Raw genomic sequence first — 14,439 nt, 5'->3', positions numbered from 1 at the left:
AGCGTACCCTCCTTTTTATTAAATAGACTTATATATTAGTATAATTGATAGAAGGATGTAAGGAACAAACCAATTTAAGGAATATTCAGCAAGTGAAAAAGGGCTGTTGAGATGGACAGCCCTTTTTTCGTAACGACGAATCTCGACAAATATCGGGTAGTGACAGGCACCAAAAAAACCCCTTCACCTCACAACATCAATATCTCCCTAATATCCTCCTCCGTCAGCATCGTTCCCTTCTGACCGTCAGATTTAATGATTTCTTCAATGAGGTCACGCTTTTTGTCTTGGAGTTCATTGATTTTTTCTTCGATTGTTCCTTTTGCTACGAGCTTAATGACTTGGACGGAGTTTTTTTGGCCGATTCGGTGGGCACGGTCAGCAGCTTGTTCCTCAACAGCTGGATTCCACCATGTGTCATACAAAATAACGGTGTCGGCACTCATTAAATTCAGGCCTGTTCCTCCGGCTTTTAATGAAATAAGAAAATAATCTCGTTCCCCGTCATTATAACGGTTGCAGATCTCTACTCTATCTTCAGAGGGAGTTTGTCCATCAAGATAAAAGTACGGTAGTCCTCTTATCGTTAGCTCTCTACCAATCAGCTCAAGCATTCTAGTGAATTGAGAGAAAATTAATACCCTTCTGCCGGAAAGTCTGGATTCCTCTATGATTTGCATAAGCTGCTCAAACTTAGCTGAACTCCCCTTATAGCTATCAACGAATAAGCGAGGATGACAGCAAATTTGGCGTAAACGAGTTAAACCGGCTAGTATTCTAATTCGGTTTTTCCTAATTGTTTCTTTATCAAGATGTTTCAGTGTATCATGTCTTAGTTTTGCTAAATAGGCTGCGTAAAGCTTTTTCTGTTCAGGAAGTAATTCAACTGAATCCGTTAATTCTACTTTTTCAGGAAACTCAGGTAACACGTCTTCCTTCATTCTTCTAAGCAAAAATGGCTGAATTCGCCGAGAAATTGTTGCTTTTGTAAGCTGACTGTATTCTTTTAACCCGAGAAATAATTCAGGAAAAACAACGTGAAAAATCGACCATAGCTCTTCTAGTGAATTTTCGACTGGGGTTCCTGTTAATGCAAACCGGTGATTCGCCTGCAACTTTTTAACGGCCCGGGCAGTTTGTGTTAATGGATTTTTAAAGGCTTGAGCTTCATCGAAAAAGATCGAATGAAATGTTTGTTTTTCATACCATTTAATATCCTTACGTAAAAGTGGATAAGATGTAATAATCACATCAGTATCACATGCTTCATTTTGTCGTTTAGCACGTTCTGATTTCGCCCCATCCATAATAAGCGTCTTAATACCTGGTGTGAATTTCATAAATTCGCTCAACCAATTATAGGTTAGTGAGGAAGGACATACGATTAGCACTGGACGTTTTTCCTGACGAATGGTTTGAAGCTCTGAAGAAATAAACGTGATGCTTTGCAATGTTTTACCTAGCCCCATATCGTCTGCTAATATGCCGCCAAATCCGAAAGTAGCAAGAGTTTTCATCCATTTAAAACCGATTTTTTGATAATCTTTTAAAATAGAATCTAAGTGATCTGGAATTGGAAAGTCTAGGCTGCCGGGATGATGGATTGTATTAAGAAACTGTCTAAATGACTCTTCTACATAAAAAGACTCACTGCCCTCGACAACATCAAGAAGCTGAAGACTTTTTTCAATAGGAAGATCTAATCCATTATACAAATCTTTATCCTGTACGAGAGAAGTATGAAGAAACCGCTGAATTTCCTCAAACTCTTTTGTTTCTAATGAAAGTAATGAGCCATCTCGCAATCGATAGTACTTTCGTTTTTCCTCTAGAGCTACTAAAACCTCTTTTATTTCTTTTTCAGCGATGCCGTCCATTTCGAACTTAAATTCAAGCCAGTTTGTTCGTTCCTTTTTTACTTTAATTCGAATCTGCGGCTTCACATTTTCTCTGAAAATTCGCATCCTAACAGCTGTTGTTGCATAAGTTTGACAAAGCTTTTGCAGCTTAGGCATTTGATAATAGAGAAAATCATATTCTAGCTCTTCGTTATGCAGATAATAGCCTCCATCTGTTTTGGAGAAAGAGCTTTCTTCCATTAAACTTAGGATTTCCTCTTCTATTTCTATATCTCTCAAAAGAATGTATCCTTTCGGAAGATCCCGGCCTTCTAAAGGATTGATCATCATATTTTCATAGTGAAACTCAAGCCCTGCAAGTAAACGGTTTTTAATTCGATCCAAATAAAGCTTAGCTACTAATGGGGTTTTGACTAGTTGGCGACTAATGGCTTCAGCTATATTCACTTTCCCCAGTCTTTTCAAACCAGGTACCACCTTTTCTAGAAAAAAACCAACCTGTTCGTGTTGAATCGGTATGGAAGACGTTCGTGTTTTCTTCAACATTTGATTTAGCTCGAATAAACGCTTAAAATCGTCATTGTCTAATTGAATGAACTTACCATTATATAAAACGGTTTGATAGGAATGAAAAATCACAATCTTATCAAGACCTTTCATTTCTAACTCATAACCGGTGGTTTTATCAAAGTTGAATTGTAAAGGAAGCGATTCTTTCGTTACATGTATCCCATTAAACCTCGTCTCTTTATACACTAACTTGACTTGAGGTGCTGCTAGTAAGGATGTTAGCATTTTTTTCCATGAAGTGGGTGGAATAAGCAACATACTTGTATGTGTATGTGATCCGATTGTTTTATCAGCTTTTTTATCTAACATAATTCCAATCATTTGTTGAAATACTTCATCATCTTCTCGTTGAAAACAATGATAGGTTGCATCAAATAGAAAGGAACTAGATAGTTGAATTGATTTTCCTGCTTGTAAATGCTCTAAAAATCCAAATAAATCTTCTATTAAAAATGAGTTTAATTTCACTTCAATACCGAGCAAGTTTACTCCATTTTCGTCTGTAACAGGCTTACATATAAATTCCGCTTCGATAACCTGTCTATTTTCAAAATGTCGCTGATGACTGCTGGAACGGATCGGCTGATGGCTAAAAAGAGAAAACAAATCTTTTGTCATCGTATCATCAGGTTTTTGTAATGAATTTCCGTTTCTCTGTTGATCGTAAAGGTATAATAAAACCGCAGCGATATGCTGACAGTCTTTATCGAAAGAAGCTAGCTTTGGGCAAGAGCATGTTGATTGAATGCCTCCCTTGTCCATTTCTGAGATTGTAACATTGAAATTTTCTGTTCCTTCGACAATAGCCTGACATGTATGCTCGTCATAATCCTCAATTTTTACTTTATTTGCAAGAAAAAATGCATTACCTCTCTTGAAGGACGTAACGCCACACATATCCTTAATTAATTGATGAGTTATTTTTGCCTTCATATGTCCGGCTCCTTCCTAGAGAGTAAAATAAATTCGACTTACAGTTTACCATGTTTTTCGTAGAGTTGGGTAATTCTAAAAACATCAACAACAGCTGAGGCATTTTATTTTTTATTTAAAGATTGAATTAGTATACTAAAAACGAATACAACTGGAGGGATTTCACATGTTGATTGAAATGTGGACAGATTATGCTTGTCCGTTTTGTTATATTGGAAAAAGACGACTTGAAGAAGCAATAAAACAGGTAGATCTTAAGGTTGAAGTAGTTTATCGCTGTTTTGAATTAGATCCTACTGCAGAACGAGACATTTCTGATAGTATTTATGAAAAGCTAGCAAAGAAATATGGGATGAGTCTTGAGCAAGCAAAGCTTAATTGCAACAATATGGAAGAGATGGCAAGAGAGTCTGGTTTAGATTATCAGTTCGATACGATGAAACTAACAAATACATTTGATGCACATCGTTTAACGATGTTCGCAAAAACACAAGGCCTTATGAATGAAATGGCTGAGAGAATACTACATGCTTTCTTTACAGAATCTAAGCATATCGGTGATCATTCTACTTTGATCGATTTAGCAGTTGAAATTGGATTAAATCGTGAAAAAGTAACAAACTTACTAAATAGCGACGAAATGACTGATGCTGTGCGTAGTGATGAACAAGAGGCACAACAGCTAGGGATTCAAGGTGTTCCCTTTTTCTTAATTAACCGAAAATATGCCATAAGCGGTGCACAACCAGTAGAAACATTTATTGAAGCAATCAACCAAATTAACGAGCAAGATGGGCCTTTTATTAGTTTAAATAATAATAGAGATGCTACATGCACAGATGATTCTTGTGAGATTTAGAAAGATGAAGAGCGTGTTCTAATTTACAGAACGCGCTTTCATTATTTCCTAGGCAAGCGCAGGAATTGACAAATTCCGAATATTTTTTTGTGTTATAACAGTTTAAATATTTTCATAATATTGTATAATAGGTGATAACCTATCTAAAGATTGGAAGAATAGAAAAATTTTGTTATGATAGTTGAAAGGAATCATTAACACCCTGTTTCATTTCTGAATCTTTTTGATAGTCATAATTGTAATCGCTTACAAGATTCGACTTTTATGTCGAGCTCCTCACCTTTGTTTTCACATCTATGTTTTTATGTTTTCGCCCTAACTATCTTACTCGTAAAGGAGAAATGTACATGAAGACAACAAAAAATAGATGGTTAATCGCCCTCTCTGCTATCGCTATTCATATTTCTATTGGGGCAGCTTATGCTTATAGTGTCTATAAAAATCCGTTAAGTGAAACGTTAGGCTGGTCCGCAACAGAAGCAGCTATTGCCTTTACCATTATGATGGCGCTTGCAGGCTCCTCTGCTGCTTTATTTGGTAGCTTTGTAGAAAAAAATGGTCCACGTAAATCCGCGATTGTGGCAGCAGTGTTATTTGGTTTAGGACAAATTGGTTCAGGATTTGCCGTAAGCATTGAATCTCTCCCCCTTTTCTTATTAACTTATGGAGTTGCTAGTGGCTTAGGCTTAGGTATTGGCTATATCTCTCCTGTTTCTACCTTAGTAAAATGGTTTCCAGATCGAAGAGGTTTAGCTACAGGAATGGCTGTACTTGGGTTTGGTTCTGGTGCTTTAATAACAGCCCCTGTAGCTGCAGATCTCATTGTATCAATAGGGATCCCTTCTACATTTTATGTACTCGGTGTTTGTTATTTTGTGTTAATGGTAATTGGTGCTTCTTACATCGCTCCACCTCCTGAAGGCTGGATGCCTGAAGGAATGAAAAAAGATGTTGCTTCAGGTAAAAAAGAAATAAAAGAAGATCTTCAACAATTAACCGCGAAAGAAGCGGTTAAAACAAAACGTTTTTGGATGCTTTGGATTATGATGTTAATTAACACAAGTGCAGGCATTATGATGATTTCTGTCGCATCACCAATGGCGCAGGAAGTAGTTGGCCTTTCAGCAGGAGCAGCAGCTGCGATGGTTGGCATTATGGGGATCTTTAACGGTGGAGGCAGACTTGGTTGGGCTGCTGCTTCAGACTTCTTAGGGCGACCTATTGTTTTCGTCATTTTCTTTGTCATTCAAATTGTGGCGTTTACCCTTCTTCCTACAATAACAAATGCGTTAATATTTCAAGCTTTAATTTTATTAGTTGTGAGTTGTTATGGAGGCGGCTTCTCTAACCTTCCTGCCTTTATCGGTGACTTATTTGGGACAAAACAACTTGGTGCGATTCATGGATACTTATTAACAACATGGTCATTAGGTGGAGTATTCGGACCTATGCTTGTTTCAGGTATAAGAGAAACAACAAATAGCTATATTCCTGTGTTCTATGTTTTTTCCGCTCTCATTCTTCTTGCCTTTATCGTTTCCCTTCTTCTTCGCTTAGATATAAAGAAGGTGAAAGAAGCCCAGAAGAAACAAGTCGCATAAAATTCGAAAGGAGCTAGGTTTTAAATGAACCTGCTCCTTTTTTGTCTTGTTAAAAAAGGAAGTACATCATCCTATGTAGAATATTTCAAGAAGACTCTAATATTAGATAAGGATGGTTACAGTGTCAGTCAACTATTGTATGAAATGTGGGTCACCTCTAGAGATGCGTTCGATCGATGGAGTTGAAAGAAAAGCATGTATAAGCTGTGATTATGTGTTTTGGGGGAATTACAGCATTGGCGTTGGTGGATTAGTTATGAAAGATGGAAAGTTTCTGCTTGTCAAACGAGCCCATGATCCTGGGAAAGGATATTGGACAAATCCTGGTGGGTATATTGAGCAGTTAGAATCAATTGAAGAAACCGTTGAGCGGGAAGTTGAAGAAGAAGCTGGAATAAAAGCAAAGGTAAACAGAATCGTTGCAATTCGGGATCTTCCCCGTCAAGTTCATAATATATACGTAGCATTTGCGATGGACTATATAGATGGAACCCCTACGCCTGATGGAATTGAATCCGATGAAGCCGGATTTTACAGCTTAGATGAAATTGAAACAATGAATGTTGCACCTTTTACAAAATGGTTAATTAACATAGCTTATGAAGAAGAAAAAACAGGTCTCTTTAAGGATTTACACACACAGATGAACGATCATATTTTGTATAAAATTAATAGTTCTAATTAAATTAGCATTTATTTAAGAATAGATGTGCTTTTCTATTGCAATTTTTTTAAAATATATTGCTAAATGCAGGTTGTTTTTTGTTTAAACTTAATGTTATAAAAAATTTCACGGTATCGTTTTTTTGTTATCAAGTGAAATTAGCATTCGAAAATGGAATGCGTATGCCTTGGTAAAGGTAAGCAGGGTAAAATCATTCGCTAGATCCAGAATTAGGTAAAAATTATAGTAATAGCGTCTTAATTTTGTAATAGTTTCCATTTGTGCATTCTTTTTTAGTTACAAAGTAAAAAATGCATACGCAAATAAGAGATGCGTATGCTTTGGCATTGATAAGTAGGATAAAACCATTCGTTAGATCCAGAATTAGGTAAAAACTCATCGTATTAGCGCTAAATATTGTAATTTCCCCCATTTATGTATCATTTTTTAGTCAAAACGTAAAAATAGCATACGCAAATAAGAGATGCGTATGCTTTGGCATTGATAAGTAGGATAAAATCATTCGCTAGATCCAGAATTAGGTAAAAATTATAGTAATAGCGTCTTAATTTTGTAATAGTTTCCATTTATGCATTCTTTTTTAGTTACAAAGTAAAAAATGCATACGCAAATAAGAGATGCGTATGCTTTGGCATGAAAAGCAGGATAAAATCATTCGTTAGATCCAGAATTAGGTAAAAACTCATCGTATTAGCGCTAAATATTGTAATTTCTCCAATTTATGTATCATTTTTTAGTTAAAACGTAAAAATAGCATACGCAAATAAGAAATGCGTATGCTTTGGCATGAAAAGCAGGCTAAAACCATTCGTTAGATCCAATATAAGGTATAAACCGATAATATAGCAGCTGAAACCAAAAAATAATGACCATTTACGAAGCCCGCTAATTCTACTGAACCCAACTATATTTGTTTTCTTACCTCATCTCTCAATGATTCAATCAAATTGTCTGATAAGTTTGCCGGCAATGATGTTTCGTTTTCAAATACCCATGCATTGATTAGTTCAAGGTCAGATTTTTTAAACGTAATGCTGTATTCTTTATTGCTATGTGTAAAATCTGCTGTTACACATTCTTCTCCGTCAAATCCATCATCAATAATCATATGCTCTATTTCAAATTCCTTCATAATTATAGACTCCTTTTTTATGATCATATTTATAGATTTGACTAGATCTTAAGTATTATTCAAAAAAAATCCCCTATAAAATCTTTTTCATACCGGGAATTTTAATAATGAGGCTACTAATAAAAAAGCAAAGAATGATGGCTATACAGCTCACAATGATCCATTCAATCATTGGATAAAAGGTTCCATGAAATAATAAACTCAGTCCAACAATGATTGCCGGATGAATAATATAAACGGTATATGCTGCTTGTGCTAAGTTATTTTTAAAAGAACTTGGTTTGTTAACATGTTCTTTAAAATAAGCTAGAAATCCTAAAATAAAACCAATTGCAACAAAAGGTTCCCATAATGCATAAATAAGCGCTTGAACATTAATACCACCTTCAAATTGTAGACCACCATCCAAAGCACCATTTGCAATTAAAGCAATTGGTAAAACGGGAATCGTTATAATAGAGATCAATTGCCATCTTTTCACAACTTTCTTATTTATTAACTCCAACCAATTATGGCGCTTAGCGATAATCCCCACAATAAACAACAAAATATAGGAAGGAAAATAACCAAATTGTAATCCTAAGAAACTCTCACCAACAGGATAAACAAGTCTAACAATAAATGCTGTTATTCCTAGCGGGATAGCTGTAAGGAACAAACGTAGTGACGTTGGTGGATTTATTTTCAGCAAAATGTATCGTGTGGAAGGTAAATACTTCTTTCATATAGTAGGTTGATAGAGACATCGTTTCATGGAAATGAGCATAATAGGTAATAACAGGACCTAATATAAACACATAAAAAAGCAATGGAATGCCAAGACGGATAAAGCGTTCCTTTAAAAAAGAGGAAGCTCCTTTTCGGTCATATGAACTAGGTGTAAAATAACCCGAAATGAAGAAGAAAAAGCCCATAAAATAAGCTTGATTCACAGCTGTAAAAAGAGTTAATACAATCATAGAAATTGTTAACTCATCATCATCAACAACTTTATAAATCCAATCCCCGCCTGCTCCATATGCAATCGCAGTATGATGAATAATAACAACGACTGTTAAAATAACTCTTAAATAATCTAAATAGTATAATCTTTTCCCCATATAGTACCTGCTTTCTTTTTTAACGTTACCAGTCATTTCTATTTTATATAAAATATTCCTCAAAGATAAGACTGTATTTAGTTAAAAAAAGTTTCTACCAAAATAAAAAAAGTGCGCTAATTGAAACGCACTTTTCTAAAAAAATAAAATTAAATATTAGCAAGTAGGCGGTATGATTGAAGACGATCTTCTGGGGAATGAGTGATCGTTACAATCATGATTTCATCCACGTGATAATTCTTTTTTAATTCATCTAGTTTTTGTTTAACGGTTATAGGATCACCGATAATTGATTTTTGCTTTCTCTTTTCAAGAGACTGTTTTTCATCTTCAGTAAGTTCATAATTTTTTGCGTCTTCAATAGAAGGTATTCCCTGTTGTCCTTCACCTTTTGCTTGCTGTATCCCCCATATGAATGAACTTAGGGCGATTTCTTCAGCTCGCTCAGTTGTTTCTGCACAAATCACTGATACGGTTAAGATGACATAGGGGTGCTTTTCTGACTTCTTTGATTCAAACGCATCTAAATATTGTGTAATGATTTCTTTCCCGTTATTTTCACTCATGAAGTGCCCAAATGCGTAACTCATTCCATTTTCTGCAGCTAATTGGGCGCTTTTCTTACTTGTACCAAGAAGCCAAACTTCAGGAGCAATGGCTGGGACTGGAGCAGCAGAGATTTTAGAATAAGGATGATCTTGAGGAAAATCTCGTTCAATAAAATGAAGAAGTTCTTCAACAGCTTTCGGCATGTCCCACACTTGCTTTAAAAAGGTATCCGATAATGCATTTGTTGCTTCGGCGGAACCACCTGGCGCTCGTCCTATACCGATATCTATTCGATTTGGAAACAATGTTGATAGCATGTTGTACGTTTCAGCCACTTTATATGGTCTGTAATAAGGTAATAATACAGCTCCTGAGCCAATTCTTATTTTACTTGTGCCTGCCCCAATGTAGCTTAACATCACTTCTGGTACTGAACAAGCAAGCCCTGGTAAATCATGATGCTCTGCAATCCAATAACGTGTATACCCTAATTCTTCCGCTACCTGGGCAAGCCTTAATGATTCGTTTAACGCCTCTTGAGCGGTTTGATTTGATGAAATAGGAGATTGATCTAATATGCTTAACTTCATCATTACCCCTTTACCTCAAGTAAACGTAATGAAAAAGTTGCTACTTGACCTTTTTCATAAAGATTCGTTAATGAAGTTGAATAGTTCGTAATCATTGCCTGAAAAGAATGCTCTTTCTCAGGAACTTCCACAAGAAAATTGTTTTCATAAAGTAATGTTGTGATTTCATGATATTCTTCACTAGTTACGAAAAATTCGATTGAAATGCTAATTAAATTTTGTAGTATTTCTTCTTTGTAACTATTTAGTTTAAGTAACTTGTTATTAAGATAAATTTCTTTAACCATTCGTCTTGCCTCCTATCTCTATTCCCATCATATAATGATAAGCAAAAGATGGAAAATATAATGCCTAAATAATCTTTAAGAACGCTTAGAAACTAATTCAACAGAGAAAACCTTGTAAAGAATACCTTTACAAGGTTTCTCCCTTATTCATTTTCTTCTTTATGCTTCCAACTTGGATTGCCAACCTCATAAAGCTTTCCGCTGATCCGATAAAGAACAAAAGGGATAAAAAACGCTAAAAACATGCAAAACAATTCACTGACAGTTGGTATTAAAAGCTGAAAAAAATCTTTCATTTTCCCCTCCATCATTGTAATGTTGATCGATTTATTGCTCCGCTTTTACTAATTACTGAGTTAACAGTCACTTCAATTTTGGCATCTTTAAAACAATTTTCTCCATAATCCCATTTTTCCTTGATTTTCTCCCATTCATCAGGATATTTCACACTCAATTTTTCCCCAAATTTAAAAATATCCGTTTGTAGTTCTTGTTGAATTTCATTAATGGCTATTTCAGTAAATTCATATATTCTTTTTTCAATTGCTTGCTCAGTATGTTCTAATTCCTCATCATTTAATAAGTCGAACGATTTATAAGTTTCGGGAATTGAACCTGATGTTTTAATATTTACCTTAAAGCTAATATCATCAGGGCTATTAAATGTAGGCGTTATATCAGCTTGAACCTCTTCCAATTCATAAACAACAATATCATCATCAACCTTTGCTTCTAAAAGTCCACCTTCTATCTCGCCTGTTATAAAATTCACACCTTCCGTAGCTTCTTCCCCAATAAAGCCAACCAGTTTATCTGAACTTCCGTTGAATACAGCATGACCTGCTATTTTTACTTCTTCCTCATTTATTTTTTTGATCATCTGTACCATGAAGCTTTCATGATCAAGCAATTTTTCATGTAAATCACCAATTCTTGTTGGTGGGATCATTCTTGCATTTTTATAGTTATTTTTAGAAATGGATTGAATATACATGGTTGGTAATTTTTCATTTGCAGGTCTCACTTCTAGAATATCTAGCGCATTCTCTGGTGTTATCATCACTTGAGTTCCTCTTCGCATTTCTGGGTACCGGAGAAAATAGTCCAGTACATCAGGAAAGTAATCTGATTTTGCTACCTGCTCTGAAAAAACAATGAGCTTAATGTGCTCATAGTAAGGAGATCGACTTGTTCTAGCAGCCACTCGTCTAACTGTTTCAAACATGGTATTCCCTGACGAAACAATATTTTGAAAAGCTGGATCACTATCTGCGTTCATACCTATTGCAGAAGGGATGACAAATTGTTGAGTTAATTTGAGAGGCATTTCGTTATTTTCTTCATTTAAATCGATTCCTGCACCAATTACAAAACCACGCTGCTCTATTTCAATTGCATCCCAACACCCACTACAAAGTAGTAAAATAAGGAAAACGACAAGGACCTTACAATTATGCATGTTGAATAACCTTCCTTATTTTTGTTAGGCAAAAAAATAAAACTGGAAAAATAACTCCATAGAAAAAACCAATACCAGCAAGTATTTTTCCTAGCAGCTGAATTTGATATGCATTCTCCGGTGTTATGGCAACATAATAAATAAGCGGTGATAAGATAAGTATAATCGTTTTCCTTTTTAATTTTGTAATAGAGTGCAGCAAATGGATGCTAATATCAAAAGCCATTGAACAAGTATTAAATACAGTCATAATCCAAACGGTAAAAAAAATGGACTCAAATCTTTCAATAAACCCTCCAGGTGCTTCAATCTCTTTAGCAATTTCTATTGTCGGATAAATGATTTCAGAGGTAGCTAAATTTCCAAAAACCCCAATTGTAATCACATAGATCACCAGATACAGTAGAATCGGAATACCTATTCCAACCATCGTCATTCTGGGTGCGTCTTTAGGTGACTTTAAAAGGGATATATAAACAAGGATAATGGTGTAACCAACAAAAGAAAAAATCGTTTCTTGTGCACCTTGCCAATACCCATTTAGTGACGTTGTAAAAAATGGTTGAATATTACTAAGCTGAAACAATGAAATATTCGAAAACTGAACAACTAATGTGACCGTAAGTACGATTGGTAAAAACATTAAATTTAGCCTTAATAAAGCAACTCTTGAGCCAGAAACACAATAAATGACAACTAACAGAAAAGTTAGTGCAATGGCCTCAATTGGTGTTTGATCAAACATATAAAGCTTAGAAATATTGGCAATCACTCTTGTTTCTAATGAACAAGTAAATAGAAATGCGAGGGCCAGTATAGAGGTTAATCCCAACGCAATCGGTTTCGTCATCATATCCGTTGTATACTCAAAAAACGATTTTTTCGGAAACTTTGAAATACTTTTAGCTAACAGCCACCCAAAAAACAGGAAAAAACCTCCACTAGATAGGATAGAAACCAAACCATCTAATCCTTTTGTGTGTGTTGCTACGAGGCGTGGCAAGGTCAGGACTCCAATTCCTATAATCATTGAGGAAATGATGAAAGCCAATTCCTTCCCGTCTATTTCTTGGTCAGCATATTCTACAGTTTTCATTGGCCTTCCTCCTTTTTCATACGACTCTCGTCTTCTGGTTCCAAATAATGTGGTCGTTTCTTGAAGAAAGTAAGAGGTGCACGAAACACGAGATCTTTCCAATCACTGTAAAATGTTGGTGCAAAAGGTGTTGTATATGGGACACCCACAGATTTTAAGTTCGCCATATGGATGTTGATCATAATATAAGCCAAAATAATCCCATAGAACCCAAAAAAGCCAGCTACAATTAAGAAGAAAAAGCGAAGCATCCTAATTGTAATAGCAAACGAATAAAATGGGATGGCAAAGGTAGAGATAGCTGTAACTGCTACCACAATCACCATGATCGGACTTACAATACCAGCACTAACGGCAGCTTCACCAATAACCAACCCACCAACAATACCTACTGTTTGTCCAATTGGCTTTGGAAGTCGAATACCAGCCTCACGTAAGATTTCCATTGTTATTTCCATAAAAAGCGCCTCTATCAACGAGGGAAATGGAACTCCATCTCTAGTCGAAGAAATGGAAAAGGCAAGCTTAGATGGAATCATTCCAGGGTGAAAAGAAACTAAAGCAACGTATAAGCTTGGTAAAAATAAAGCAATAAACGCACATAAATATCTTAATCCTCTTATTAATGAGCCAATATACCAGCGTTCATAATAATCCTCTGGTGATTGAAGGGTTTCTGCAAACGTAATTGGCGCCAACAGGACAAATGGTGTTCCATCTAAAAAAATAGCGACCTTTCCCTGTAGAATTGCAGCGGCAACTTTATCAGGCCTTTCCGTATTTTGAATTTGAGGAAAAGGAGATAAAAAATCATCCTCAATCCATTGTTCAACATAACCTGATTCAAGAACATCATCAATATCAATAGATTGAATGCGCCTTCGTATTTCTTTCACAATGTTAGGATGAACAATTCCTGCTACATATGATATAATAAGGTCCTTTTTTGAACGTCTTCCTACTTTAAATGATTCAAAATGTAAGTTAGGATCTTTTATCCTTCTTCTTAGATGAACAATATTCGTTTGTATATTTTCTGTAAACCCATCTCTTGGTCCACGTACTAATGCTTCTGTAACAGGCTCTGAAATGCTACGGCTTTCCCATCCTTTTGTTCCAATCAGCAAGACTTTTTCTTCTGAATCAATCATTAGAGCAGTATCTCCTGAAAGAATCGCTAAGCTTACATCATCTAGCGTGTTTGTCACCTTTACTTCAGGAATAGCTACTATCTCGTTCTCAAACTTTTCTAGAAGCTTCTCAGTTGAATGTTGATCAATCTCAGCATCTTTAAGCTCGGATTGTATGGTACGAATAATATAATGATTGATCGTTTCCTTGTCAGCAAGACCATCAAAGTATATAAGACAAAGCCCTTTATTCCCGAATGATAACCTTCTAACGATTAAATCGTTTGGAGAATCCATCAATTCTTGAATTTGTTTTATGTTTGTCTCCAAATCAGAAACCAGTTCCGGCTTAGGACCATCAGTCTCCTTCTTTTCTTTGAAGTATTGCTGCTGTTGGAACTGAGCTTTTCTCCTTAAAAAACCAAACAAGTAAAACACCTCTTTTTAAGTCAGAAAGTGGTTTCTATCTGATTATTTATAACCAACTGGAAAGAGACTATTCATATGGGGATTAGTTACAAAATATTTTAACAACTATGATGAAGTGCTTCGAAAAAATAAAAAGAGCTGTCACCCAGCTCTTTTTTAA

13 protein-coding genes are annotated in these 14,439 nt (G+C 35.5%); 3 read left to right on the top strand and 10 right to left on the bottom strand.

Annotated features, from left to right (window positions below):
- Positions 1 to 188: 188 nt before the first annotated feature.
- Positions 189 to 3,362, bottom strand: a complete 3,174-nt coding sequence (locus D9842_RS06075) for a DEAD/DEAH box helicase (RefSeq protein ID WP_121661733.1) — start codon at positions 3,360 to 3,362, stop codon at positions 189 to 191.
- Positions 3,363 to 3,528: 166 nt separating this feature from the next.
- Here D9842_RS06075 and D9842_RS06070 point away from each other — a divergent pair, with 166 nt between their 5' ends.
- The 3 genes from D9842_RS06070 to D9842_RS06060 all read left to right on the top strand — a co-directional run bounded on the left by D9842_RS06070 (position 3,529) and on the right by D9842_RS06060 (position 6,507).
- Positions 3,529 to 4,221 carry a DsbA family oxidoreductase gene (locus tag D9842_RS06070; protein WP_121661732.1) on the top strand — a complete coding sequence of 231 codons (693 nt, stop codon included), beginning with the start codon at positions 3,529 to 3,531 and terminating at the stop codon, positions 4,219 to 4,221.
- Positions 4,222 to 4,568: 347 nt separating this feature from the next.
- A complete protein-coding gene (locus D9842_RS06065; RefSeq protein ID WP_121661731.1) occupies positions 4,569 to 5,822 on the top strand; it encodes an L-lactate MFS transporter in 1,254 nt (417 codons plus the stop codon).
- 112 nt (positions 5,823 to 5,934) lie between these two features.
- Positions 5,935 to 6,507 carry an NUDIX domain-containing protein gene (locus tag D9842_RS06060; protein ID WP_232273456.1) on the top strand — a complete coding sequence of 191 codons (573 nt, stop codon included), beginning with the start codon at positions 5,935 to 5,937 and terminating at the stop codon, positions 6,505 to 6,507.
- 904 nt (positions 6,508 to 7,411) lie between these two features.
- On the opposite strand, the gene D9842_RS06055 is transcribed toward D9842_RS06060, so the two are convergent.
- The 9 genes from D9842_RS06055 to D9842_RS06020 all read right to left on the bottom strand — a co-directional run bounded on the left by D9842_RS06055 (position 7,412) and on the right by D9842_RS06020 (position 14,279).
- On the bottom strand, positions 7,412 to 7,639 hold the full coding sequence (locus D9842_RS06055) for a hypothetical protein (protein ID WP_121661729.1): 228 nt from the start codon (positions 7,637 to 7,639) through the stop codon (positions 7,412 to 7,414).
- A gap of 73 nt (positions 7,640 to 7,712) precedes the next feature.
- The gene (locus tag D9842_RS06050) at positions 7,713 to 8,297 is read right to left on the bottom strand and encodes a hypothetical protein (RefSeq protein ID WP_162987322.1); all 585 of its coding nucleotides are present in this window, start codon (positions 8,295 to 8,297) and stop codon (positions 7,713 to 7,715) included.
- Positions 8,251 to 8,739 carry an acyltransferase family protein gene (locus D9842_RS06045; RefSeq protein WP_162987321.1) on the bottom strand — a complete coding sequence of 163 codons (489 nt, stop codon included), beginning with the start codon at positions 8,737 to 8,739 and terminating at the stop codon, positions 8,251 to 8,253. Before D9842_RS06045 ends, D9842_RS06050 begins: the two co-directional genes overlap by 47 nt.
- Before the next feature lie 149 nt (positions 8,740 to 8,888).
- Positions 8,889 to 9,878 carry an LLM class flavin-dependent oxidoreductase gene (locus D9842_RS06040; protein ID WP_121661726.1) on the bottom strand — a complete coding sequence of 330 codons (990 nt, stop codon included), beginning with the start codon at positions 9,876 to 9,878 and terminating at the stop codon, positions 8,889 to 8,891.
- Between the two features lie 2 nt (positions 9,879 to 9,880).
- Positions 9,881 to 10,165: a DUF3219 family protein gene (locus tag D9842_RS06035; RefSeq protein WP_121661725.1), complete on the bottom strand. Its 285-nt coding sequence runs from the start codon at positions 10,163 to 10,165 to the stop codon at positions 9,881 to 9,883.
- 143 nt (positions 10,166 to 10,308) lie between these two features.
- On the bottom strand, positions 10,309 to 10,461 hold the full coding sequence (locus D9842_RS25695) for a hypothetical protein (RefSeq protein ID WP_162987320.1): 153 nt from the start codon (positions 10,459 to 10,461) through the stop codon (positions 10,309 to 10,311).
- 11 nt (positions 10,462 to 10,472) lie between these two features.
- On the bottom strand, positions 10,473 to 11,624 hold the full coding sequence (locus D9842_RS06030; protein ID WP_121661724.1) for a Ger(x)C family spore germination protein: 1,152 nt from the start codon (positions 11,622 to 11,624) through the stop codon (positions 10,473 to 10,475).
- A complete protein-coding gene (locus tag D9842_RS06025) occupies positions 11,617 to 12,720 on the bottom strand; it encodes a GerAB/ArcD/ProY family transporter (protein WP_121661723.1) in 1,104 nt (367 codons plus the stop codon). Before D9842_RS06025 ends, D9842_RS06030 begins: the two co-directional genes overlap by 8 nt.
- Positions 12,717 to 14,279 carry a spore germination protein gene (locus tag D9842_RS06020; protein ID WP_306821504.1) on the bottom strand — a complete coding sequence of 521 codons (1,563 nt, stop codon included), beginning with the start codon at positions 14,277 to 14,279 and terminating at the stop codon, positions 12,717 to 12,719. Before D9842_RS06020 ends, D9842_RS06025 begins: the two co-directional genes overlap by 4 nt.
- Positions 14,280 to 14,439 lie beyond the last annotated feature (160 nt).

The sequence above is a fragment of the Metabacillus litoralis genome, from assembly GCF_003667825.1.
GTDB classification, from domain to species: Bacteria; Bacillota; Bacilli; order Bacillales; family Bacillaceae; genus Metabacillus; species Metabacillus litoralis_B.
This window is presented reverse-complemented; position numbering and strand designations above follow the sequence as displayed.

Coding starts and splice junctions, on each gene's coding strand:
- D9842_RS06025 (WP_121661723.1), bottom strand. CDS start 12,720: ATGAAAACTGTAGAATATGCTGACCAAGAAATAGACGGGAAGGAATTG.
- D9842_RS06060 (WP_232273456.1), top strand. CDS start 5,935: ATGGTTACAGTGTCAGTCAACTATTGTATGAAATGTGGGTCACCTCTA.
- D9842_RS25695 (WP_162987320.1), bottom strand. CDS start 10,461: ATGAAAGATTTTTTTCAGCTTTTAATACCAACTGTCAGTGAATTGTTT.
- D9842_RS06040 (WP_121661726.1), bottom strand. CDS start 9,878: ATGAAGTTAAGCATATTAGATCAATCTCCTATTTCATCAAATCAAACC.
- D9842_RS06055 (WP_121661729.1), bottom strand. CDS start 7,639: ATGAAGGAATTTGAAATAGAGCATATGATTATTGATGATGGATTTGAC.
- D9842_RS06045 (WP_162987321.1), bottom strand. CDS start 8,739: ATGGGGAAAAGATTATACTATTTAGATTATTTAAGAGTTATTTTAACA.
- D9842_RS06030 (WP_121661724.1), bottom strand. CDS start 11,624: ATGCATAATTGTAAGGTCCTTGTCGTTTTCCTTATTTTACTACTTTGT.
- D9842_RS06035 (WP_121661725.1), bottom strand. CDS start 10,165: ATGGTTAAAGAAATTTATCTTAATAACAAGTTACTTAAACTAAATAGT.
- D9842_RS06075 (WP_121661733.1), bottom strand. CDS start 3,362: ATGAAGGCAAAAATAACTCATCAATTAATTAAGGATATGTGTGGCGTT.
- D9842_RS06070 (WP_121661732.1), top strand. CDS start 3,529: ATGTTGATTGAAATGTGGACAGATTATGCTTGTCCGTTTTGTTATATT.
- D9842_RS06065 (WP_121661731.1), top strand. CDS start 4,569: ATGAAGACAACAAAAAATAGATGGTTAATCGCCCTCTCTGCTATCGCT.